Annotated in this window: 17 protein-coding genes and 1 pseudogene; 14 read left to right on the top strand and 4 right to left on the bottom strand. The window is 56.9% G+C overall.

Translation table 11 applies throughout. The features are described 5' to 3' along the window. Positions 1 to 27: 27 nt before the first annotated feature. The 6 genes and pseudogenes from N6G83_RS25910 (at position 28) to N6G83_RS25885 (ending at position 7,897) form a co-directional block, all read left to right on the top strand. Positions 28 to 1,038: a magnesium transporter gene (locus tag N6G83_RS25910; RefSeq protein WP_024531285.1), complete on the top strand. Its 1,011-nt coding sequence runs from the start codon at positions 28 to 30 to the stop codon at positions 1,036 to 1,038. A 191-nt stretch (positions 1,039 to 1,229) separates the two neighbouring features. Next, positions 1,230 to 1,658 (top strand): hypothetical protein, encoded by a 429-nt coding sequence (locus N6G83_RS25905; RefSeq protein ID WP_199062911.1) that lies wholly within the window; start codon positions 1,230 to 1,232, stop codon positions 1,656 to 1,658. A gap of 70 nt (positions 1,659 to 1,728) precedes the next feature. Continuing rightward, the gene (locus N6G83_RS25900; RefSeq protein ID WP_024531287.1) at positions 1,729 to 2,049 is read left to right on the top strand and encodes a copper-binding protein; all 321 of its coding nucleotides are present in this window, start codon (positions 1,729 to 1,731) and stop codon (positions 2,047 to 2,049) included. A gap of 10 nt (positions 2,050 to 2,059) precedes the next feature. Further along, positions 2,060 to 3,319 (top strand): TolC family protein, encoded by a 1,260-nt coding sequence (locus N6G83_RS25895; protein WP_074032203.1) that lies wholly within the window; start codon positions 2,060 to 2,062, stop codon positions 3,317 to 3,319. Next, complete coding sequence (locus N6G83_RS25890) at positions 3,316 to 4,758, top strand: efflux RND transporter periplasmic adaptor subunit (RefSeq protein ID WP_211136605.1); 1,443 nt, start codon at positions 3,316 to 3,318, stop codon at positions 4,756 to 4,758. Before N6G83_RS25895 ends, N6G83_RS25890 begins: the two co-directional genes overlap by 4 nt. After that, positions 4,755 to 7,897 (top strand): annotated as a pseudogene (locus N6G83_RS25885) (efflux RND transporter permease subunit). The gene N6G83_RS25890 and the pseudogene N6G83_RS25885 overlap by 4 nt, the downstream one beginning before the upstream one ends. A gap of 733 nt (positions 7,898 to 8,630) precedes the next feature. On the opposite strand, the gene apbE reads toward N6G83_RS25885, so the two are convergent. Continuing rightward, positions 8,631 to 9,662 (bottom strand): FAD:protein FMN transferase ApbE, encoded by a 1,032-nt coding sequence (gene apbE, locus N6G83_RS25880; protein WP_211136250.1) that lies wholly within the window; start codon positions 9,660 to 9,662, stop codon positions 8,631 to 8,633. 145 nt (positions 9,663 to 9,807) lie between these two features. Between apbE and N6G83_RS25875 the strand changes: the two genes are divergently transcribed. Continuing rightward, positions 9,808 to 10,923, top strand: a complete 1,116-nt coding sequence (locus N6G83_RS25875) for an SLC13 family permease (RefSeq protein ID WP_211136249.1) — start codon at positions 9,808 to 9,810, stop codon at positions 10,921 to 10,923. Here N6G83_RS25875 and N6G83_RS25870 read toward each other — a convergent pair. Continuing rightward, positions 10,892 to 12,343, bottom strand: coding sequence for a PLP-dependent aminotransferase family protein (locus N6G83_RS25870; RefSeq protein WP_409529724.1), 1,452 nt, complete (start codon positions 12,341 to 12,343; stop codon positions 10,892 to 10,894). The genes N6G83_RS25875 and N6G83_RS25870 overlap by 32 nt on opposite strands. A 92-nt stretch (positions 12,344 to 12,435) precedes the next feature. On the opposite strand from N6G83_RS25870, the gene N6G83_RS25865 reads away from it, so the two are divergent. After that, positions 12,436 to 12,888 (top strand): rhodanese-like domain-containing protein, encoded by a 453-nt coding sequence (locus tag N6G83_RS25865; RefSeq protein WP_024530640.1) that lies wholly within the window; start codon positions 12,436 to 12,438, stop codon positions 12,886 to 12,888. On the opposite strand, the gene flk is transcribed toward N6G83_RS25865, so the two are convergent. Further along, positions 12,885 to 13,910, bottom strand: a complete 1,026-nt coding sequence (flk, locus tag N6G83_RS25860) for a flagella biosynthesis regulator Flk (RefSeq protein ID WP_211136247.1) — start codon at positions 13,908 to 13,910, stop codon at positions 12,885 to 12,887. The genes N6G83_RS25865 and flk overlap by 4 nt on opposite strands. Positions 13,911 to 14,090: 180 nt before the next feature. On the opposite strand from flk, the gene N6G83_RS25855 reads away from it, so the two are divergent. The 4 genes from N6G83_RS25855 to N6G83_RS25840 are packed head-to-tail and all read left to right on the top strand — an operon-like array spanning position 14,091 to position 17,751. Beyond that, positions 14,091 to 14,459 carry a hypothetical protein gene (locus tag N6G83_RS25855; protein ID WP_024530642.1) on the top strand — a complete coding sequence of 123 codons (369 nt, stop codon included), beginning with the start codon at positions 14,091 to 14,093 and terminating at the stop codon, positions 14,457 to 14,459. A gap of 49 nt (positions 14,460 to 14,508) precedes the next feature. Beyond that, positions 14,509 to 16,542 (top strand): protein-disulfide reductase DsbD, encoded by a 2,034-nt coding sequence (locus tag N6G83_RS25850; protein WP_211136246.1) that lies wholly within the window; start codon positions 14,509 to 14,511, stop codon positions 16,540 to 16,542. Further along, positions 16,542 to 17,258, top strand: a complete 717-nt coding sequence (locus N6G83_RS25845) for a DsbA family protein (protein ID WP_260524049.1) — start codon at positions 16,542 to 16,544, stop codon at positions 17,256 to 17,258. Before N6G83_RS25850 ends, N6G83_RS25845 begins: the two co-directional genes overlap by 1 nt. After that, a complete protein-coding gene (locus N6G83_RS25840; RefSeq protein WP_199062919.1) occupies positions 17,251 to 17,751 on the top strand; it encodes a protein disulfide oxidoreductase in 501 nt (166 codons plus the stop codon). Before N6G83_RS25845 ends, N6G83_RS25840 begins: the two co-directional genes overlap by 8 nt. On the opposite strand, the gene N6G83_RS25835 is transcribed toward N6G83_RS25840, so the two are convergent. Then, positions 17,748 to 19,202: a PLP-dependent aminotransferase family protein gene (locus N6G83_RS25835; RefSeq protein ID WP_211136282.1), complete on the bottom strand. Its 1,455-nt coding sequence runs from the start codon at positions 19,200 to 19,202 to the stop codon at positions 17,748 to 17,750. The genes N6G83_RS25840 and N6G83_RS25835 overlap by 4 nt on opposite strands. A 168-nt stretch (positions 19,203 to 19,370) precedes the next feature. Here N6G83_RS25835 and N6G83_RS25830 point away from each other — a divergent pair, with 168 nt between their 5' ends. Further along, positions 19,371 to 20,357, top strand: a complete 987-nt coding sequence (locus N6G83_RS25830) for a DMT family transporter (RefSeq protein ID WP_211136283.1) — start codon at positions 19,371 to 19,373, stop codon at positions 20,355 to 20,357. 184 nt (positions 20,358 to 20,541) lie between these two features. Continuing rightward, the gene (locus tag N6G83_RS25825) at positions 20,542 to 21,171 is read left to right on the top strand and encodes a CatB-related O-acetyltransferase (RefSeq protein WP_211136284.1); all 630 of its coding nucleotides are present in this window, start codon (positions 20,542 to 20,544) and stop codon (positions 21,169 to 21,171) included. The last annotated feature ends 78 nt before the right edge of the window (positions 21,172 to 21,249 follow it).

Below are 21,249 nucleotides of genomic sequence, written 5' to 3'. Positions count from 1 at the left end.
TCCATCTTTCAATCGGGAGTATCTAGAATGTCACATGTTGTATTGCAAGACCTTTACCAAAATGCCAACTTTGAAGACGACGCCATCGCGCGTTATATGAACAAAAAAGTCTTTGTTCTGCATCAAGATCTTTACGTTGGCGAAGCCAGGAAAATATTCGTTAATCAACTTTCCAACGACGATATTCCCGCACAAATCTTTATTGAAGATGGCACTAAACTGGTGGGTGTACTTTCTGTTAAACGCTTATTGCAGGAAGAACATAATGGCGAGCGTATCAAGGATATGATGGAAACCACCTTCTTCCATGTAAAACCCACGGACGAACGTGAACATATCGCTAAACTGGTGGACAATAATAATTTAGATATTGTGGCGGTGGTCGATAATGGCCGCTTGGTTGGCTGCTTAACGGAGCGCGAAATAGCGCAGATTATTGAGGATGAAAACACCGAGGATGCCCATATGCAAGGGGCAAGCCTGCCGTTGGATAAGCCTTACCTTGAAATGACCTCCTTCGAGCTGTGGAAAAAACGTAGCGTGTGGCTGCTGTTGCTGTTCGTCGCTGAAGCTTATACCAGTACGGTTATTCAGCATTTTGAAGAGTCATTGGAAGCGGCGATTGCCCTGGCCTTCTTTATCCCACTATTGGTGGGGACAGGTGGTAACAGCGGTACGCAAATCACCTCCACCATTGTGCGGGCCATGGCCTTGGGAGAGGTCCGCATGCGCGATGTGGGGCGCGTGCTACGCAAGGAAATGACGACCTCGGTCATGATCGCATTAACGTTGGCCTGTGCTGGCGCGTTCCGTGGTTGGATGATGGGGATCGGCTATGAGATTACGCTCATCGTGAGCTTGACCCTGGTTTGTATTACGCTGTGGGCCGCGATTGTCTCTTCCGTGATCCCAATGGCACTGAAACGCTTCGGTGTGGATCCTGCCGTAGTCTCCGCCCCGTTTATCACCACGCTGATAGACGGCACCGGCTTGATCATCTACTTCAAAATAGCCCAGTGGACCTTGGGGCTAAATTAATACGTAAACCGGCGAAAGCCGGTTTTTTGCTATGATTAGCGGGATTTTTAAGATGTGTAGTTGACTGAAATCAAAGCATTTCCAGTTTACAGGATCGTTCCGAGGTGGCTTTGTCAGCGGGTGTAAATTCCGTTCCTGCGGCGGTTTTCTGCCGATATACTCAGCGCAGTTTCTTCATCTGGAATTTTTGCATGTCGGCTTTGGCGTCCATCTCAATATCTATGCATCGGTTGCGCTTCGCCAAGAAGCGGGCCGCAGCATGGCTATTGGCCGTCTGCTGGCTACTGCTCAACAGCCAACTGGCGATTGCCAGCCATCACTGTGACCTGCAACTCACCACCGTTGCGCCAGCCGCGCAGCATACGATGCATATGCAGGCCGCCGATCCGCTAGCAAATGAGATGATGCAGGCCGAAGGGCCGCTGTGTGAAAAGCACTGCGTTCCAGATTCGGCACAGCAAGACCACGGTAATCTTGCCCTGGCGGCAGTAATACCTGCCAGCAGCGAGCTGTTGGTTGCCGCTCCTCAGCCCCAGGCACAGTTCTTACGCCTCGATTGGCAAACCCCTCCGATAGCAGGCCCACCGGCAGAGATCGTCTTCTGCCGCTTCCGTGAATAGCCAAACCAACCGCTTTGCCGTCCAGCACGGCGACCTGAGTTGTTTTTGTCTATTTTATGGAGCTATCGTTATGCGTAATCTGATCACTGCCGTTTTCATCTCTCTGATGTTCTCTTCATTTGTCTCCGCCGCGGAGATGCAACATCACCAACATGCCAGCCAAGACGCCGCCGTCTATCACTCTAAAGGGACCGTTAAGGCCTGGGGTGAGCAGAAAGTGTCGCTCGCCCATCCTGCCATCCCTGCCTTGAATTGGCCGCCGATGACCATGAATTTCCTTCAGCCTCAGCCGCCGTTGCCTGCCTTGGCTGCCGGGACTGCGGTGGAGTTCAGCTTCCGTCAGGTTGGCGGCGGCTATCAGCTGACCGCCATCAGCGCCAGCCAAGACTAACGGGGGCACCATGTCCAGACTACTTTCTCACCCATTACGGGTGGGCTGGCTGCTGCTCGCCTGTTGGACGGCGAGTGCACAGGCAACCGGCCTGACGTTGGAGCAATCGTTGGCGGCGGCTGAGCGCTATTCCGCCGAGCTTTCGGCCAATCAACATCAGGTGAACGCGCTGCAAAACATGGCGGATTCGGCGATGGAATTGCCCGATCCCAAGCTGAAATTCGGCATTGAAAACGTGCCGGTACAAGGCGGTAACGCCCGGCGTTTGACTCGTGAGGGGATGACCATGGAGCGGGTTGGCATCATGCAGGATTATGTCAGCAGCACCAAACGCCAACGTAAGGCGGATACCCTACGGGCCGAGGCCAATAAAACCGAAGCCAGCAGTGCGACGATCCGCGCCCGCTTGCAGCAGCAGACGGCACAAGCCTGGTTGGAGTTGGCGTTGAGCCAGCAGACGCTGAAGGATGCTACGGCCTTGCTCAAGGAGAGTGAGCGTCAGATCGCCGCGCAACATGCCGGAGTAGCCAGTGGCAGTTCGCCCGCCGCTAACGTTATCGATGCTCGTTTGACGCTGTTGGCGATGCAGGATCGGCTTAGTGAGGCGCAGCGTGATGTCACCATCGCCCAGGCGCGATTGACCCAGTTGACCGGGCAGCAGGTGGAGGGGATCGGTGGCCCGTTGCCACGCTTCGAGCGCCTGCCCGCCGAGAGCAACCTGTTACGGCAGGCGATTAAACAGCATCCAGAGGTGGTGCAGGCCAGCCGTGAGGCCGATGTGGCCAAGGCGCGATCGGCGCAGTCTGAGGTGGCCGCCATTCCGGATGTGGGCATAGAGGTGTCGTATGGCAAACGGGCCGATGGCTATGAGGATATGGCAGGTGTGATGTTTACCGTCGATCTGCCCCTGTTCCGCTCCCAACGTCAGGATAAGGACTATGCCGCTGACGTTTCCCGTTCGATGGAGGCCAACGACCAACTGACGTTATTGATCCGCGATCATCAGGCCCAGCTAGATACCCTGCTGGCGCAGTATCAGGCCGCGCAGGCGCAATGGCAGCGTCAGCAACAGCAGGCGATCCCGCTGCAGCAACAGCGTGTGGCACTGCAACTGGCGCAATACCGCAGTGGCAAAAGCGATCTCTCCTCGGTGTTGGAGGCGCGCCGAGCCTTGCTCGACAGCCGCCTTAGCGCCGGTAAGGCCGCGCGTGAATTGGCTCAGCTGTGGGCCGCCATCCGTTATCTCACCGTGCAGGAGGCAAAGTCATGAAAATGCGTTTTAGCCTGACGCTGTTAGCCGCCCTATTGGGCGGTGCTATGGGCGGTTACTGGTTTGCCGGGGAAAAAACCGCGGCGCAACCCGCTAGCGACGGTGCCGAACGGCAGGTGCTGTACTGGTACGATCCGATGGTGCCAGGCCAGCGTTTTGATAAGCCGGGCAAATCGCCGTTTATGGATATGGAACTGGTGCCACGCTATGCCGATGAGCAGCAGGATGATGGGGGTGTCACTATCAGCGCCCGGCAGCAGCAGAATCTGGGCGTCCGTACAACGGCAGCACAACTGCGTGAATTGAATTTGCAGCTTGATGCCTATGGCAGCGTTGCCACCGATGAACGCGGCGTGCAGGTCATTGCCGCCCGGGCCAATGGGCTGATAGATAAACTCTATGTACGTGCCAGCCAGCAGCAGGTAAAGAAAGGGCAAGCGTTAGCACAGCTATGGATCCCGGATTGGAGTGCTGCACAGCAGGAATACCTGGCGATCCGCAAACTGGGCGATAGCGCACTGACCTCTGCCGCCCGCCAGCGTCTGGCATTGCAGTTTATGCCTGAAGCCATCATTCGCCAGGTTGAACGCAGTGGCCAACCCCAGACCCGCATTACCATTACCGCCCCGGAGAGTGGGTTTATCAACAAGCTGGACGCACGGGAAGGGATGCAGGTCACCGCGACGCAGGGCCTGTTTGAGCTGGCCAGTCTCGATCCGGTGTGGATGGTGATTGATTACCCGCAGGCGCAGGCCGGGCTGTTACAGGTTGGCGATGCAGTGGCAGCCAGCTCCGCCAGTTGGCCGGGTGAACGCTTTACCGGGGAGGTTAGCGAGCTGCTGCCTAACGTCGATCCGCTTACCCGTACCTTTAAAGCGCGTATCGTGCTGAAAAATCCCCAACAGCGCCTGAAACCGGGCATGTATTTGCAGGTGCAACTGGCGCAAAACGCCGGGGCCAAGCCAGTGCTGGCAATCCCGCAGGAGGCCCTGATCGGCAGTGGCGATCGTAACCGGGTGCTGGTGGCGGAAGGGAACGGCCACTTTGCTCCGGTTGACGTGGTCGCCGGCCTGGCACAGGACGGTTGGGTAGAAATTAAACAGGGTCTGCAAGCTGGGCAACAGGTGGTCACCTCGGGCCAGTTCCTGATTGATTCCGAAGCCAGCATGCGCAGCGCCTTGCCACAGATGGCCGCGCAGGAGGGGGAAAAACAGTATCAGACGCTGGGCGTGGTAGAGGCGGTGGATAATGATACCGTCACGCTGTCGCACGATCCGGTCGCAGAGTTGCAATGGCCCGCGATGACCATGGATTTCACCCTGCCTGCGGGTGGCTTACCCGCCGGGATTGGCATCGGCAGCAAGGTGATGTTCCACTTTAGCGTGGATGAAAATGGCTCGCACATTAGCCAGATCATGCAGCAAGGAGGCCATCAATGATCGCCTCCGTGATCCGCTGGTCGATACGCAATCGCCTGTTGGTATTACTGGCTTCGATACTGCTGGCCGGGTGGGGCGTATGGGCGTTGCAGAAGGCACCGCTGGATGCGCTGCCCGATCTGTCTGACGTGCAGGTGATCGTCCGGGCGACCTATCCGGGCAAAGCGCCGCAGGTGATCGAAGATCAGGTGACCTACCCGCTGACCACTACCATGCTGACGGTGCCTGGAGCCAGCACGGTGCGGGGCTTCTCGATGTTCGGCGACGCCTATGTCTACATTCTGTTTGAAGATGGTACCGATCCTTACTGGGCGCGTTCGCGGGTGTTGGAGTCACTCAGCCAGGTGCAGTCCTCGCTGCCGCCGCAGGTCAAAGTGGCGCTGGGGCCGGATGCTACCGGCGTTGGCTGGGTTTATGAGTATGCGCTGGTCGATCGTACCGGTAAACACAGCCTGGCAGATCTGCGTGCCTTGCAGGACTGGACGCTCAAATTCGAACTGAAAACCGTGCCTAACGTGGCGGAAGTGGCCAGCGTTGGCGGTATGGTGCGGCAATATCAGGTGATATTAAATCCGCAAAGTATGCGGGCGCTGAATATTACCCATCAGCAGGTGGTGAGCGCCATTCAGGATGCCAACCAGGAAGGCGGTGGTGCGCTGCTGGAGATGGGGGAGGCTGAGTATATGGTGCGCACCTCCGGCTACCTGAAAAAACTCGCCGACTTTAATAACGTGGTGATCACCGCCCGCGACGGTGTGCCGATCCTGTTGTCACAAGTGGCAGAATTACGTGAGGGGCCGGAAATCCGCCGTGGTGTGGCAGAACTCAACGGTGAAGGTGAAGTGGCGGGCGGTATTGTGGTCATGCGCTACGGTAAGAATGCGCTGGAAACCATTAATGCGCTGAAGGCCAAACTGCAACAGCTTCAGCACACCCTGCCGCCGGGCGTGGAGATCGTGCCGGTTTATGATCGATCGCAACTGATCGAAAACGCGATCGATACGCTGTCATTCAAGCTGTTGGAAGAGTTCCTGGTGGTCGCGGTGGTGTGCGCTTTATTCCTGTCCCACTTCCGTTCGGCACTGGTGGCGATGGTGACTCTGCCGCTGGGGATCCTGGGTGCTTTTGTGGTGATGCATTACCAGGGCGTTAATGCCAACATCATGTCGCTGGGGGGGATCGCCATTGCCATCGGCGCGATGGTGGATGCGGCGATTGTGATGATCGAAAACATGCACAAAGTGCTGGAGCAGTGGCGGCAACGCCATCCCGGCCAGCAGCCCACCTCAAAAGATTACTGGCACATCTCAGAGCAGGCGGCGGTGGAGGTTGGCCCGGCGCTGTTCTGTAGTCTGTTGATCATCACCCTGTCGTTTATTCCGGTGTTTTCGTTACAGGCGCAGGAAGGGCGGATGTTTGCGCCGCTGGCATTCACCAAGACCTATGCGATGGCGGTATCGGCGGGGTTGGGCATCACGCTGGTGCCGGTGCTGATGGGCTATTTTATCCGGGGCCGCATTCCGGACGAACATGCCAATCCGATCAATCGCGCCTTGATCCGCATGTATCAGCCGTTGCTGGCGGCGGTGCTGGCACGGCCTAAAACCACCCTGGGGATTTCCGCACTGCTGTTGGTGCTGACCTTATTCCCACTCAGCCGTCTGGGCAGCGAGTTTATGCCACCGTTGGACGAAGGAGATCTGCTGTATATGCCTTCGACCCTGCCGGGGATATCGGCCCGTGAGGCGGCACGGCTGCTGCAATTGACCGACAGGTTGATCAAAACCGTGCCGGAAGTGGACACGGTCTTTGGCAAGGCCGGGCGGGCGGAGACGGCAACCGATCCGGCTCCACTAACCATGTTGGAAACCACCATTCGCTTTAAGCCCCGCGACCAGTGGCGGCCCGGCATGACGATGGACAAGCTGGTGTCCGAACTGGACAGCGTGGTCAAGGTGCCCGGCATTGCCAACGTCTGGGTGCCGCCGATCCGTAACCGTCTGGATATGCTGGCGACCGGCATCAAAAGCCCGGTAGGCATCAAGGTCAACGGCAGCAATATTGCCGATATTGAGCAGGCGGCCAGCCAGATTGAGCAGGTGGTGAAGCAGGTTCTAGGTGTGACTTCCGCGCTGGCGGAACGCCTGGCTGGAGGGCGCTATGTGGATATCGATATCGATCGCCAGCGTGCGGCGCGTTACGGCGTTTCGGTGAAAGAGCTGCAATCGGTGGTTGCTACGCTGGTGGGGGGGAAAACATCGCTGAAACCATTGAAGGGCGCGCACGTTATCCGATCAACGTCCGTTACCCAAGGGAGATCCGTGATTCGCTGCAAAAGCTGCGTGAATTGCCGGTGGTGACGGCGACCGGTGGGCAAGTACCTTTGGCAGAACTGGCGGATATTCGCATCACCGAGGGGCCACCAATGCTGAAAAGCGAGAATGCCCGGCTTTCCGATTGGATCTATGTCGATCTGCGCGGGCGCGATTTGAAATCGGCGGTGGAAGAGATGCAGCAGGTGGTGGCACAGCAGGTGAAGTTGCCAGCCGGGGTTTCCCTCAGTTGGTCCGGGCAGTTTGAGTATCTGGAACGCGCCAGCGCCCAGTTGAAGATTGTGCTGCCGGTAACGCTGGCGATCATCTTTGTGCTGCTGTTTGTCACCTTCAACAGCGTGAGCGATGCGCTGCTGATCATGGCGACGCTGCCGTTTGCGCTGATAGGTGGGGTCTGGCTGCTGTATCTGCTCGATTACAACCTGTCGGTGGCGGGGGCGGTGGGCTTTATTGCCCTTGCCGGGGTGGCGGCGGAGTTTGGCGTAATTATGGTGCTGTACCTTAATCAGGCGCTGGCGAAACATCGTCAACCGGGCCAGCCGTTGAGTCATCAGCAACTAATGGCGGCGATTAGCGAAGGGGCGGTGTTGCGCGTCAGGCCGAAGGTAATGACGGTGGCGACCATTATGGCCGGTTTACTGCCGATTATGTGGGGCGGTGGTGCTGGCTCAGAGGTGATGCAGCGGATTGCCGCACCGATGATTGGCGGTATGGTGAGTGCACCATTGCTATCGATGCTGGTGATCCCGGCGGTGTATTCGCTGCTGCACCGTAAGGATGAAAAACCTGGTGAGAAAGTGGAGTAATCGACCCCTCACCCCAACCCTCTCCCACAGGGAGAGGGAGCTGACACGGTGTTGTGGCAAGGTGCCGTGATCAATCTGTTAGCTGGGTAAAAGGCCGTTGTTCAGTGCCATGGTCAGGTAAGTTTCTGTAATGAATAGCGAACTCGAACGGTCCCCTCCCACAGGGAGAGGGAGCTGGCACGGTGTTGTGGCAAGGTGCCGTGATCAATCTGCTAGCAGGGTAAAAGGCCGTTGTTCAGTGCCATGGTCAGGTAAGTTTCTGTAATGAATAGCGAACTCGAACGGTTCCCTCCCACAGGGAGAGGGCGCTGGCACGGTGTTGTGGCATGGTGCCGTGATCAATCTGTTAGCAGGGTAAAAGGCAGTTGATTAGTGCCATGGTCAGGTAAGTCTCTGTAACGAATATCGAACTCGAACGGTCCCCTCCCACAGGGATAGGCGGCTGGCACGGTGTTGTGGCAAGGTGCCGTGATCAATCTGCTAGCAGGGTAAAAGGCAGTTGATTTAGTGCCATGGTCAGGTAAGTTTCTGTAACGAAAAGCGAACTCGAACGGTCCACTTTCCTTATGAGAGGGAGCTGGCAAGGTGCTGTGATCAATCTGTTAGCTGGGTAAAAGGTAGTTGATTAGTGCCATGGTCAGGTAAGTTGCTGTAACGAATAGCGAACTCGAACGGTCCCCTCTCCCTGTGGGAGAGGGTTAGGGTGAGGGGACAACACGTGAGCCAAAACTCTTTACTGCACCAAAAACGCCTTAAACTGCGGCGTCATCACCGCGCTGAAGCCGTCATCGGTTTTGCTGATCAAATACACCGCCAACCCTTTCTCTTCGGCCAGTTTCAGCGCTTTTTCCGTGCCCAGCACCATCAACCCGGTGTCCCAACCATCGGCTTCCAACGCCGTAGGGGCAATGACCGTGGCGGAAACCAGCTTATGGGTGATTGGCCGCCCGGTGACGGGATCGATCACGTGGGAATAGCGCTGACCGTCCTGCTCAAAGTAGTTACGGTAGCTCCCCGAGGTGCTGATGCCATAGCCTTGCAGATCAACCAGCGCCTGCACCGCATTTTCCCGGTCGGTGGGCTTTTGGATCGCCACCCGCCAAGGCTTGTTCTGGCCATTCACGCCGCGTGATGAAACGGCTCCGCCCACCGAGACCAGATAGTTGGTGATGCCTTTGCGCGCCATTAACTGGACCAACTGATCCACCCCGTAACCTTCGCCCAGCGTAGAGAGATCGACATACATTTCCGGCAGATCTTTTTGCAGCCATTCACCCCGATTGTCGCTGAGTAATTTCAGATGCTGTAGGCCAATATGCTGGCGGGCTGCATCGATTTGCTGCTGGCTGGGGACTTTGACGGCCCGCTTGTCCGGGCCGAATCCCCACAGGTTAACCAATGGACCGACGGTGATATCCATCGCGCCCCCGGTATCACGGCCAATGCGCTGAGCGGTGAGGATGATATCGGCCATTCCACGGGGGATGGGCTGCGGCTCGGCCGTGGTGTTCTGGTTGAAGCGGGATAACACCGAATCGGGGCGGTAGGTGGAAATATCGTCCTTGGCCTGCTCCAGCAGTGCATCGATCTCCTGCTGCAATTGTTGTTTGCTCTCGGTGACAGTGCCGCTGACCTTCACGCTATAGAACGTCCCCATGGTTTTGCCTTCGATGTCGATCTGGGGGCGGGTGTTGGCATCGTTACAGGCGGCTAGCAGCATCAGCGCCGAGCTGAGCAGCAGCCTTTTGGCAATGGAATTGGCCATAGAAAATCCTAAAAGCAGGGAAAGACGACGGGTATAAAACAAAATACGATAAATGGAAAGGGCAACGTGCTTTTTTACTGGCGTAATTCAAGAGCTTCGGCTAACGTCGTTTTCCAGTCTTCGCTTGAAAAATAAGAGTAAATCCATGAGTTCAAATGCGGTGACCAGTTTGTTGAGGCCATTTTTGCATGACCGCTTCCTGCATGCGTTGCTGCTGATGGGGATGCTGCTGTACGCCATTGGACCACAGCCGCTGAGGGCACTCTCTGGCTTTATCGATTGGCGCACCATCATGACCCTGCTGGGGTTGATGCTGCTGACCAAAGGCGTTGAGGTTAGCGGCTATTTCGATTTTATCGGCCGCCAGATCGTGAACACCCTGCAAAGTGAACGCTCACTGGCACTGTTTCTGGTGTGTGCCGCTGCGGTGCTGTCGTCGTTTCTCACCAACGATGTGGCACTGTTTATCGTTATTCCGTTGACCATTACGCTGAAAAAGCTCTCTTCACTACCGATCAGCCGCCTGATCATCTTCCAGGCACTGGCGGTTAACGCCGGGTCGTTGCTGACGCCGATTGGCAATCCGCAGAATATTTTGCTGTGGAGCAAGTCTTCGCTGACCTTTATGGAGTTTATCGGGCGCATGGCACCGTTTGGCATTCTTATGATGCTGAGCCTGCTGGTGGTCACCTGGTTCAGCTTCCCGGCGCGGAAAATTATTAAAGCCCCAAACACCCAACCTTATCCTTATCAATTGCGTCTGTTGCTGGCCAGTGTCGCGCTGTATGTGGCCTTTCTGATCTGTCTGGATTTGGACGTGCCGTTGTATGGCGTGTTACTGGTGTTTGCCGGTTTTCTGCTGTTGGCTCGGCAGGTGCTGCTGCAGATTGACTGGAGCCTGATCTTTGTATTTCTCGCCATGTTTATCAATATTGGCTTGCTGACCCAACTGCCAGCGCTGCAGCCGTTGTTTGACCAGATTGCCTCGCTGGCGGACGGCAGCGTGTATGTGTTGGGGATCGCGTTATCCCAAGTGATCAGCAACGTTCCGGCGACCATTTTGTTGTTGAACTATGTACCTTCCAGCGCCTTGGTGGCCTATGCGGTAAACGCCGGGGGATTTGGTCTGGCGATCGGTTCACTGGCGAACCTGATCGCCCTGCGGATGGCGGGAGAACGCCAAATCTGGCTGCGGTTCCATTACTATTCGATACCGTTCCTGGCCTGGGCTACGTTGGTGGGGTGGTTGTTACTGCGTTAATTCGACTCAGCCGCTCGACGGCCAGCGTTATCTCCCCTGGCGTAAGGGCGGAGAACCCCAATAACCACCCGTCGCGTCTGGCGCGGGTGTTCTGATATTGTGTGGACAGACCGGGGGTAATGACGCCTAGCTGTTGCGCCTGTCGGGTCAGTTCTGCCTCTTGGCCCTCCGGTAGCCAAACGCCGAGCTGTAGCCCGCCGTACGCGTGCTGTGGTGTGGCAAAATGCCCCAGATACTGTGCTAGCTGCGTCAGTAGCCAATCGCGGCGGCTGCGATAGAGTTGGCGCATGTAGCGAATGTGGGCAGCAAAATGCCCTTGCAGAATAAACTCTGCCGTGACGGCCTGTGCCAACTGGGCGCAATGGCCGTCATAGACCGAACGTGCGGTGGTAAACGACGTGACCAGCGCGGGGGGCACAATCAGATAGGCCAGACGTAACGAAGGGAACAGCGCTTTGGAGAAGGTGCCGACGTACAGCACCGTGCCGTGGCGATCCAGACCCTGCATGGCGGGCATCGGTTGGCCGTCATAGTGAAACTCGCTGTCGTAGTCATCCTCAATAATCCAACTTTGCGATTGCCGCGCCTGTTCCAACAGGGCCAATCGCCGCTCCAGGCTGAGTGCCACGCCGGTGGGATACTGATGCGAAGGCGTCAGATAGATCAGGCGAGGGGCAGGTAACGAGCCGTCTGGCTGTAGCCCGGCCTCATCCACCGCAACCGGTACCAGATTAGCTCCCGCGCTGGTAAATGCATTCTTGGCTCCGTTGTAACCAGGCTCCTCGACCCACACCACATCTCCGCTATCGATCAGCAAGGTGGCAATCAACTGCAATGCCTGTTGGGAGCTGGTCAGTACGATCACCTGTTCCGCGTCGCAGTTCACGCCTCGGGTTTGGCAGACGTAACCGGCAATGGCTTCACGCAGCGGCAAGTAGCCTTGGGGATCGCCATAACGCAGCAGTTTTTCCCCCTGTAGCCGCAACCGTTGGGCAGTGAGCTGTTGCCACAGCTTCAGCGGGAAGGCGCGCAGATCCGGTGAACCGGCAGCAAACGGCAGTGGCTGCTGTGGATCACGGCAGCCCCCGGTTTGCACAATCGCCAAACCGCGCTGTGAGAGCCGCAGTTGGCCGCTGGATTTGCGTATTGGCGCAGGCTTGGCGATCTGGATAGCGACAGAGGTGCCTTGACCCACCCGGCGATGTAGATATCCCTCGGCTTCAAGCTGCGCATAGGCGGCTTCGGCGGTAACCCGTGAGACGCCCAGATCGGCCGCCAGAACCCGCGAGGAGGGCAGCCGCTGGCCCGCGCTTAACGTGCCGCTATGGATCGCCGTGCGTAGCGTATTACACACTCGCTCACGTAGCGTGCCCTTCGCGTTATCCGCCTGTTGAAATAGCGTCAGCAATACCTGAGACATAATCGGTCTTATTACCTTGGCAAAATGGGTCTCAACCATAAGACCAAAATCAGGCACTATTGTCATCAACCTTAAGGCACTGGAGTTGCACTATGAACGTCTCTTCACTGGTATTGGCTTTTCCCCCGGCAGCGGTAGCACAAAGCCTGGATTATCTGGCGGCTAAGCTCAGCTTTTACGCCGACTCGGCGGATGTGGCGGAAGATTTGCGCAATGGCGTCAGCGAGATTGTGGTGATCGATACCCGTGCCAGCGCGCTTTACTCCGCCGGGCATATTCCTGGAGCGCTGAGCTTTCCCCACCGCTTAATGGATGAAAGCAGCACCTCATCTCTCGATCGTGACAAGGTCTATGTCACCTACTGCGACGGTATCGGCTGTAACGGTTCCACCCAGGGGGCATACAAGTTGGCCAAGCTCGGTTTTCGGGTCAAAGAGCTGATTGGCGGGCTGGATTTCTGGCTACGCGATGGCCATCCGGTGGCCATCGGTGTTGAGCAGGGGACGATGCAGGGGCGGGATAAAGCACCGGAGTGCGGCTGTTAAAACAGCGCCCAAAGTACCAATGCCAATACGATAACGCCGACAACCAGCGCCAAAGGCTTACTGAACACCGACTGTAAAGGCTGCGGCAGGGCGGCGATTAGCGGGTTAAGCAATGGTTGTGGCTGTTGGACGTCACTGTGTAATGACGGAGCGTGGCCAGCCTTGTCAAGACGGCGGGTAAACAGTTGCTGGATCACGTCGTTTAGCTGCGCGTGGGTCAACGGCGTATTGAGGTTGCCGTTAAAGCGGTTCTGGCAATAGTCATTGAGCTGTTGCTGCTCCTGCTGGTCTGCTGGCTGTTTCAATACCGCCAGCAGGTTTTGCAGCGTCGGCGCCGTTTGCGGGCTGAGCGCCAATTTCACCTGCATAAACTGACTGAGCAGTTGAAAGTGGCGTGCGGGCAACGGATCGTTGATTTTTACCCCGACCAGATCGAACAGTGCCTGCCAGAGTTTGGCCGTTGTCTCACCGGTAGCCGCGCTGAGCTTGGTGACCTGCTGCTGCAAGTGCTGATGTTCCGCAGGCAGCAGCGAACGATCGCTGGTGGCCGTTTGTTGCGGGTGAGGGATTGTCAGTTCGCCGGTCCGCAGCAGGTTCAACACTTGCTGGAGCTGCGGGTGGCTCAGCTGGCTTAACACCGTATGGCCAAATTGCTGGCGGATAAAGTCGCTGACCGCCTGGCGGTTATTGCCTTGTGGCAGCAGTTCGGTGAGCTGTTGCAGCAGTTGGCGGCTGGCATGGCTCTGTTGTGCCACGGTAAGGCGGTTTTGCAGTAGCTGTTCCGCCGGTTGGAAATGGCGTGCCAACAGTTCGCTGTGGTTATCCGCCCCTAATTCATGACGCAGCGTGACCCAGATCTCGGCGGATTTGGCTGGGCTGAGGGCCATGATTTTGACGATCAGTTTTTCCAACTGGGTGCGTTGGGCCGGGGAGAGCGGTTGATCGTCGGCAGGGGGCGCAATGCCAGCGGTAGGAGGGTGATCGGCTGCGCCAGGAGCGCCAGGTCCACTTAATGGTTGCATATCACCAGTCCTTCGCAGTGTATAGAGTCGACATACCCGGCGAAAAGCACAGGCTTAATCGCTTATGATACCTGTAATTTCGTGCCATCAATACCGCCGCCAGACATTTCTTTACAGGCCAATCGTTGCTTATCCTATTTGCGCCGCTAAGATAGGCGCAGATACGGCATTGAGGGCGTGATGATAAATCGGCAGCGGATTGCAAAATGGTTTTTAACCCTGGCTTGCCTGGTGGTACTGACGTGCCTCACCCAGCGCATGGCGGGCTTGCATACCTTGCAGCTGGCCCTTGGCCTGCCCACTGTCAGCGTTAGCCAATCCTCGGCCAGCGGTGATGAAGAGGCCACCACCACGACCCCTTGTGAGCTGAGTGCCAAATCGCTGTTGGCTTCTCCACCGGTGATGTTTGAAAACGTGCTGTTTGGCCTGGGGATGTTGCTGGTCCTGCTGGCTCCGATCATTGCTCCACGCCTGCCGTACCCTCCTATACGAGTTATTTCCCCCACCACCCTCAGGGTGCATCTGCGATTATGCGTGTTCCGTGAATGAGTTAATCCCTCGTCAAACCGAGTGACTAATTTATTTATGGAGAACAACTATGTGGAATATCATCAGGCTGGCGTTGGCTTGCCTGTTAGTGCTTTGGCTACCTGCGACACAGGCAGCGGATAGCGGCTGGCTGCAAAGCCCGCAGAACGATCATGCGCAAGTCAGGCTGCGTGCCGACGCCAGCAACGGGGACGAAACCCGTGTGCTGCTCGCTGTTGAGCTGGAAAAAGGATGGAAAACCTACTGGCGCTCACCAGGGGAAGGGGGCATTGCGCCGGCTATCACCTGGCAGGGCAACCCACCACCGGCAACCTGGTTCTGGCCAACGCCGCAGCGCTTTGACGTGGCAGGGATCTCGACGCAGGGCTATCAGCAGCGGGTTACGCTGCCCATCGTGTTAAAGGGGGCTGCGCCGCAGCAACTGGCGGGAACGCTTACCTTATCCACCTGTAGCAATGTCTGTATCCTCACTGACTATCCGTTCAAACTGGATCTCACCACCCCGGCTGGTCCGCAGTTCAATCACGACTTTGCTCAGGCGATGGGGCAGGTGCCGATTGCCAACGGGCTGGTGGACAGCCTGCGCGCCGGTTATCACAACGGCGAGTTGCAGATTAGCGCGGAACGTAGTGCGGGTTGGCAGCAGCCTGAGCTGTTCTTTGATACGGTGGCGGGGGCCGATTTAGGCAAGCCAACGGTCAGCAGTGATGGCGAGAAACTGCAAGCGCGAGTTCCCGTGAGTGATGGCTGGGGAGACGCAGCACCGGATTTGCGCGGTAAACAGCTGCGGCTGGTTATCAGCGATGCTGGGATCGCTCAGGAGGCTACGCTGACCATTGGCGGGCCGCTTGTTTTACCCTCCAGCGCAGCTTTCCCCTTGTGGCAAGCCGTATTGATGGCGTTAGCGGGCGGTTTCATTCTTAACCTGATGCCTTGTGTGCTGCCGGTGCTGGGGATGAAGCTAGGCTCCATATTGCAGGTTGAACAGCGCGATCGGCGTAGCGTGCGTTGGCAATTTCTGGCCTCTTCCTTGGGGATCGTAGTGTCATTCATGGCGCTGGCCTTGTTGATGACGCTGTTGCGCCTGAGTAATCACGCACTGGGCTGGGGGATCCAATTCCAAAACCCGTGGTTTATCGGTTTTATGGTGCTGGTGACGCTGCTGTTCAGCGCCAATCTGTTCGGCCTGTTCCACCTGCAACTCTCTTCCTCGTTGAATACCAAGCTGGCCACTCATAACGGGCGTGGCTTGAGCGGTCATTTCTGGCAAGGAGCGTTTGCCACGCTGCTGGCAACGCCTTGCTCGGCACCTTTCCTGGGAACGGCAGTCGCCTTTGCATTGGCGGCCCCGTTGCCGGTGCTTTGGGGTATGTTTGTGGCTCTGGGAATTGGTATGAGCCTGCCCTGGTTGCTGATTGCCGCATGGCCAACGTTGGCGTTACGCCTGCCGCGCCCTGGCCGCTGGATGAACGGGATGAGGCTGGTACTAGGTCTACTGATGCTGGTGTCTTCGCTCTGGCTGCTTAGCCTGATGACCAACCATATCGGCGTGAGGCCGACTCTGATTGTCGGTGCCATCTTGCTGCTTGGCTTATTGCTGGCGGTGTGGCAACGGTTAGGTGCCCGGTCAGCGGGGATCGCGGCGGCAAGCGTGCTGGTGGTAGGCGGTTTGGCATTGCTGGTGGGATCGTTGACGGCCAACCAGTGGCGACAGCCGTTACACGACAACATCGCCTGGCAACCGCTTTCTGAGCAGGCGATTGTGCAGGCGTTGGCCGACAACAAGCGGGTGTTTGTCGACGTGACCGCCGACTGGTGCGTAACCTGCAAGGCTAATAAATACAACGTATTGCTGCGCGACGAGGTGCAAAAAGCACTGACCGCCGGGGATGTGGTGGCGTTGCGCGGTGATTGGAGCCGCCCGTCGGAAACCATCTCGGCCTTCCTGCAACAGCGCGGCAGCGTTGCCGTTCCCTTTAACCAAATCTATGGCCCCGGCTCGCCAGACGGCGAAGTGCTGTCACCGCTGCTCACCCGCGAAGCCGTTCTGCAAGCCCTGTCTACTGCCAAAGGAAACCAATAATGAACAAGTTACTGATGTTACTGCTGCTGATTGTCACCCCGGTCTGGGCTGCGGCTCCTTTCACCGCCGAGCAGGAAGTGCGGATCAAAGAGCTGATCCGCGAAACGCTGGTCTCTAACCCGGATATTCTGGCGGAAGCGGTGAACGCCTGGCAGCAGCAAACCAACGGCCAACAACTCGGCCAGGCGATTGAGCAAAATAGCAAAATCCTGTTTGACGATCCTGCCAGCCCAAGATTGGGGCCCAAGAATGCCAAGCTGACTCTGGTGGCTTTCACCGATTACAACTGCCCGTACTGTAAGCAGTTTGATCCGATGTTGGAGAAGATCGTCAGCAAATATCCCGATGTGGCGCTGGTGGTGAAACTGCTGCCGTTCAAAGGGGAAAGCTCGATCGCCTCATCACGGGTGGCGTTGACGGCTTGGGAACAGCATCCTGAACAGTTCTGGTCGTTGCATCAGCGCCTGATGGCAAAAAAAGGCTTTCATGACAATGCCAGCATCGCCGCAGCGCAAGAGAAAACTGGCGTTAAGCCGGTTGCTCCCAGCGAGCAGAGTATGACCTCGCTGCGCACCAATATGCAGTTGGCGGAACAGTTTGGCGTGCAGGGAACGCCGGCCACCTTGGTTGGCGATCAGATGCTGCCGGGCGCGGTGTCTTATGAGGATCTGGAAGCGCTAGTGAAGCAGCAATTGGCGAAGGTAAAAAATGGCTAGGTTGCGGCGCTGGGCGCGCGAACTGCTGATTTTGCTGTTGCTCGTGCTGGGGGCGATGTTCGCCATGGATTGGTGGCGGGCCCCGCAGGCTCCCTTGACCTTTGACCAACAGATGCTGGAAACCCTGGACGGAGAGCCGGTGTCGTTGGCGCAGCTCAGCCAGGATAAGCCTTTGTTGGTCTATTTCTGGGCCAGTTGGTGCGGGGTTTGTCGCTTTACCACGCCTTACGTGGCCAAGCTGGTAGCAAACGGCGCTAATGTGATGACCGTGGCGCTGCGTTCGGGCAATGACCAGCAGGTTGAACAGTGGTTGGCGGCTAAGAAGCTGCAAATGCCGGTGGTTAACGATGAGCAGGGCAAGCTGTCGGCGCAGTGGCAGATTGGCGTGACGCCGACCCTTGTGGTGATCTCTCAAGGCAAGGTGGTGCAGAGCACCACCGGCTGGACCAGCTATTGGGGCATGAAACTGCGGCTCTGGTGGGCCAGCGTTTAATTCCCCATAACCTTAACAATCGCCCGGCAAAGCCGGGCGATCCCTTCGGTAATCAACTCCGGCGTATTGGCGGCAAAATTCAACCGCAAACCATGTGCACCGTGCTGCTCCTCAACATAAAAGCATTCGCCACGGGCAAAGGTGACACCCTGTTGCCAGGCTATTGGCATCAACGTTGTGGTGCTTACGGCAGGTGGCAATTCCAGCCAGATAAACAGCCCTCCCGCTGGGATTTCAAACCGACAGCCCGGTGGCAGGTGCTCGCTTAATGCAGCCACCATAGCATCACGGTGCTGGCGGTATATCCTTCCCGCCCGACGCAGTTGCTTGTCGTAGCTGCCAACGGTGACAAAGGCGTCCAGTGCGCGCTGGATCAGGTTGGAACTGGTAAAGCTGTCGACATGCTTGAGCCGTGAGAATTGCAGATACTGTTCGCTGTCCGCTACCAGATAACCGATGCGCATACTGGGCAGCAGCATTTTGGAGAAGGTACTGACATAGATCACCGTGCCTGCGGGAGCCATGGCGCGCAGTGACGGCAGGCTTTTACCGTTGTAACGTAGATCGCCAACAAAGTCGTCCTCCAGGATCACTATCCCGGCCTGCTGCGCCAACGCCAGCAAGCGGCTGCGTCGGGCTTCGCTCATACAGCGCCCGGTGGGGTTATTGAAATTGGGGATGGTGTAGATCATTTTTGGCTGATGTCGTGCGATCAGCTCCGGTAGTTGTTCAACGCACATGCCGTAACGATCGCTGGGCACTGGAACAATGTTGATCTGGTGCAGGTGCAGCAACCCCAAAGCTTCGGCATAGGTGGGCTCTTCGACAATCACCGTATCCCCTGGGCGTAATAGAGTTTGGAAAATCAGGCTGATGGCATGTTGCGAGCCGTTGGTGATTAACACCTGTTCGGCACGGGTAGGGATACCTTGCGCCGTCAAGATCCGGCCCAGCGTGTCGCGCAGCGGGTAGTAACCACAATAATCACCGTAGCTGAAGGCCTCTTCCGCATGACGACTGAGGATCGACAGCAGGATCTTGCGGAACGCCTCCATTGGGAACACCTTGGGGCTGCCGACGCCAGCGGCAAAGTTGATGATGTGCTCCGGCAACGGAATATCTGGATAACCGTCCAGACGCGATGTCGTGGTGGTGAAACGATCCGCAGGGAATAGCTCGCTGGATGCTGGCCGCTGCTGCATGGGGGCCGGTTGCAGGTGGCGGACATAGGCGCCGCTGCCACGCCGCTGTTGTAACAATCCTTTGGCCGTCAGTTCGGCGTAGGCACTTTCCACCGTCAGGCGGCTGACCGAAAGCTCGGCGGCCAGGCTGCGCGTTGACGGCAATTTATCGCCATCGGCAAAGGTGCCGCCAAGAATGGCGCGGCGCAGCGCTTCTTCGATCTGTAGATACAGCGGAATGTCCTGCTGACGATCCAGTGGAATATGCATGAAATTGGCCCGGTCACATAAGTCTGATTTCACTATATCCCAGAGTAACAAGGCTTGGCACCGATTAAAGTGGCCTGCATAACATCGTAGCAAAGTGGCTATGGTGGCAAAATCTGGCCGCGTTAAAATCTCCACCAGATGATTATGCGGTGGAATTTTGAGGGTGTTATGTCGTTACCGTCGGGTGTTGTAGCAGAACCAGTTGTGGTTAGTGGTGGGCTCCTGCGGGGAACCAACCAGGGTTACGTGATCGCCATAATCAGTGCCATGCTGCTGGCCTTCACCGCCATCATCATCCGCGCGCTGACCGAGTATTACCATCTACCGACGTTTGTGCTGGCCTTCTGGCGTGCGGCCCTGGTGGCCCTGGTATTGCTACCGTTATTGCTGCTGTTCAAACCGCAATGGGCCTATCTGCGTCGTGAACAGGTACCGTTCTACGCTGGCTACGGTTTGTTGTTGGCGCTGTTTAACAGCTTATGGACGCTGTCGGTGGCGCTCAATGGCGCCTCGGTGGCGACTATTTTGACCTATTGTTCGGTCGGTTTTACCGTGTTCCTGGGCTGGATGATGTACAACGAACGCCTCAACCTGCGCGAGTTGTTGGTGATTGTGGTCAGCCTGGGCGGCTGCTTCCTGGTCAGCAACGGCGACAGCATGGGCAACAGCCGTTTTGATCTGTTGGGGCTGATGGTCGGCATGCTGTCCGGCATTGGTTACACCCTGTATACCCTCGGCGGGCGTATCGCCAGCGAGCGGCGTTACCCGGTGTGGAATACCATCCTGTACGTATTTGGTTTTTCCGCCGTGTACCAATGGTTGTTCAACACCTTGCTGACGTTTTTCCCCTTGGCGGCATTTCACGGTATGGCGGGGGACCTGTGGTTTCTGTCCCAGGGCGTTCAAGGCATTCAGTGGAGCGGCTGGCTGTTGCTGTTCACGCTGGCCGCCGGGCCAACGCTGCTGGGGTTTGGCCTGTATAATATCAGCCTGAAAACCCTGCCGCTGGCGGTGGCCAACCTGATCCTGTCGCTGGAGCTGGTATTTACCGCGGTCATTGCCTATTTCCTGTTGGGGGAAAACATGAACCAGTTACAGCTACTGGGTAGCGCGTTGGTGATGGGCGGAGTGTTGATGCTCAGAAAAGCCAAGTAGGCTTGGTTTTCTGCGCCAGTTTGTTACCATTGGCCGCGAAACAACAGGGTGCAAACAGAAAATGATCATTAATCCAAGGTTAAAACGAGCGCTTATCGCTTGATGGGGCAGTGTTTGATGAACGGAAAACGCTGCCACTGACATTACGTTCCGTGGCTCTTGCAATAAATTAAGAGAAGAAGCCATGACTGAGAAACACTGGTCACAAGTAGAATTACTCCACCAGACGGTAACCAACCCCAATATCCTGATCAAGGGAACCCACAGTTATTACAGCCATTGCTGGGATGACAGCTTTGAACGTTCCGTGGTGCGCTATTTGCACGGCGATGCGGTCAGCCAACAGTGGGAGCCTCTGGGGAAGCTAGACAGGTTGCACATTGGCGATTATGTCTGTATCGGTGCCGAAGCGGTGATCCTGATGGGCGGGAATCATACCCATCGTATTGATTGGCTGAGTCTGTATCCCTTTATGGAAACCATCCAGGCGTCTTATTTGCCTAAAGGTGATACCAGCCTTGGCGACGGCTGCTGGATCGGGATGCGGGCCATGTTGATGCCTGGCGTGACGATTGGCGAAGGGGCTATAGTTGCCGCCGGTAGCGTGGTGACTGCGGATGTCGAGCCCTACGCTATCGTTGGCGGCAATCCGGCCCGGATGATTAAACGGCGGTTCTCTGCGGAGACAATCGAGCGTTTACTCGCGTTGCAGATTTACGATTTGCCCGCCGAAGCGTTCGCCAGCATCCAGCCTTTGTTGGCCAGCGATGATATTACGGCGTTGGAACAGGCTGTTGAGATTATACGCCAATAATAAGTCGGGCGGGTTAACCCGCCCGATTTTCAACCGGCTCACAACATCGGGGCGCTGCATGTGCAGCGCCCTTTTTGC

The organism is Serratia sp. PL7 (genome assembly GCF_945957435.1).
This window is presented reverse-complemented; position numbering and strand designations above follow the sequence as displayed.

Coding starts and splice junctions, on each gene's coding strand:
- N6G83_RS25910 (WP_024531285.1), top strand. CDS start 28: ATGTCACATGTTGTATTGCAAGACCTTTACCAAAATGCCAACTTTGAA.
- N6G83_RS25905 (WP_199062911.1), top strand. CDS start 1,230: ATGTCGGCTTTGGCGTCCATCTCAATATCTATGCATCGGTTGCGCTTC.
- N6G83_RS25900 (WP_024531287.1), top strand. CDS start 1,729: ATGCGTAATCTGATCACTGCCGTTTTCATCTCTCTGATGTTCTCTTCA.
- N6G83_RS25895 (WP_074032203.1), top strand. CDS start 2,060: ATGTCCAGACTACTTTCTCACCCATTACGGGTGGGCTGGCTGCTGCTC.
- N6G83_RS25890 (WP_211136605.1), top strand. CDS start 3,316: ATGAAAATGCGTTTTAGCCTGACGCTGTTAGCCGCCCTATTGGGCGGT.
- apbE (WP_211136250.1), bottom strand. CDS start 9,662: ATGGCCAATTCCATTGCCAAAAGGCTGCTGCTCAGCTCGGCGCTGATG.
- N6G83_RS25875 (WP_211136249.1), top strand. CDS start 9,808: ATGAGTTCAAATGCGGTGACCAGTTTGTTGAGGCCATTTTTGCATGAC.
- N6G83_RS25870 (WP_409529724.1), bottom strand. CDS start 12,343: ATGTCTCAGGTATTGCTGACGCTATTTCAACAGGCGGATAACGCGAAG.
- N6G83_RS25865 (WP_024530640.1), top strand. CDS start 12,436: ATGAACGTCTCTTCACTGGTATTGGCTTTTCCCCCGGCAGCGGTAGCA.
- flk (WP_211136247.1), bottom strand. CDS start 13,910: ATGCAACCATTAAGTGGACCTGGCGCTCCTGGCGCAGCCGATCACCCT.
- N6G83_RS25855 (WP_024530642.1), top strand. CDS start 14,091: ATGATAAATCGGCAGCGGATTGCAAAATGGTTTTTAACCCTGGCTTGC.
- N6G83_RS25850 (WP_211136246.1), top strand. CDS start 14,509: ATGTGGAATATCATCAGGCTGGCGTTGGCTTGCCTGTTAGTGCTTTGG.
- N6G83_RS25845 (WP_260524049.1), top strand. CDS start 16,542: ATGAACAAGTTACTGATGTTACTGCTGCTGATTGTCACCCCGGTCTGG.
- N6G83_RS25840 (WP_199062919.1), top strand. CDS start 17,251: ATGGCTAGGTTGCGGCGCTGGGCGCGCGAACTGCTGATTTTGCTGTTG.
- N6G83_RS25835 (WP_211136282.1), bottom strand. CDS start 19,202: ATGCATATTCCACTGGATCGTCAGCAGGACATTCCGCTGTATCTACAG.
- N6G83_RS25830 (WP_211136283.1), top strand. CDS start 19,371: ATGTCGTTACCGTCGGGTGTTGTAGCAGAACCAGTTGTGGTTAGTGGT.
- N6G83_RS25825 (WP_211136284.1), top strand. CDS start 20,542: ATGACTGAGAAACACTGGTCACAAGTAGAATTACTCCACCAGACGGTA.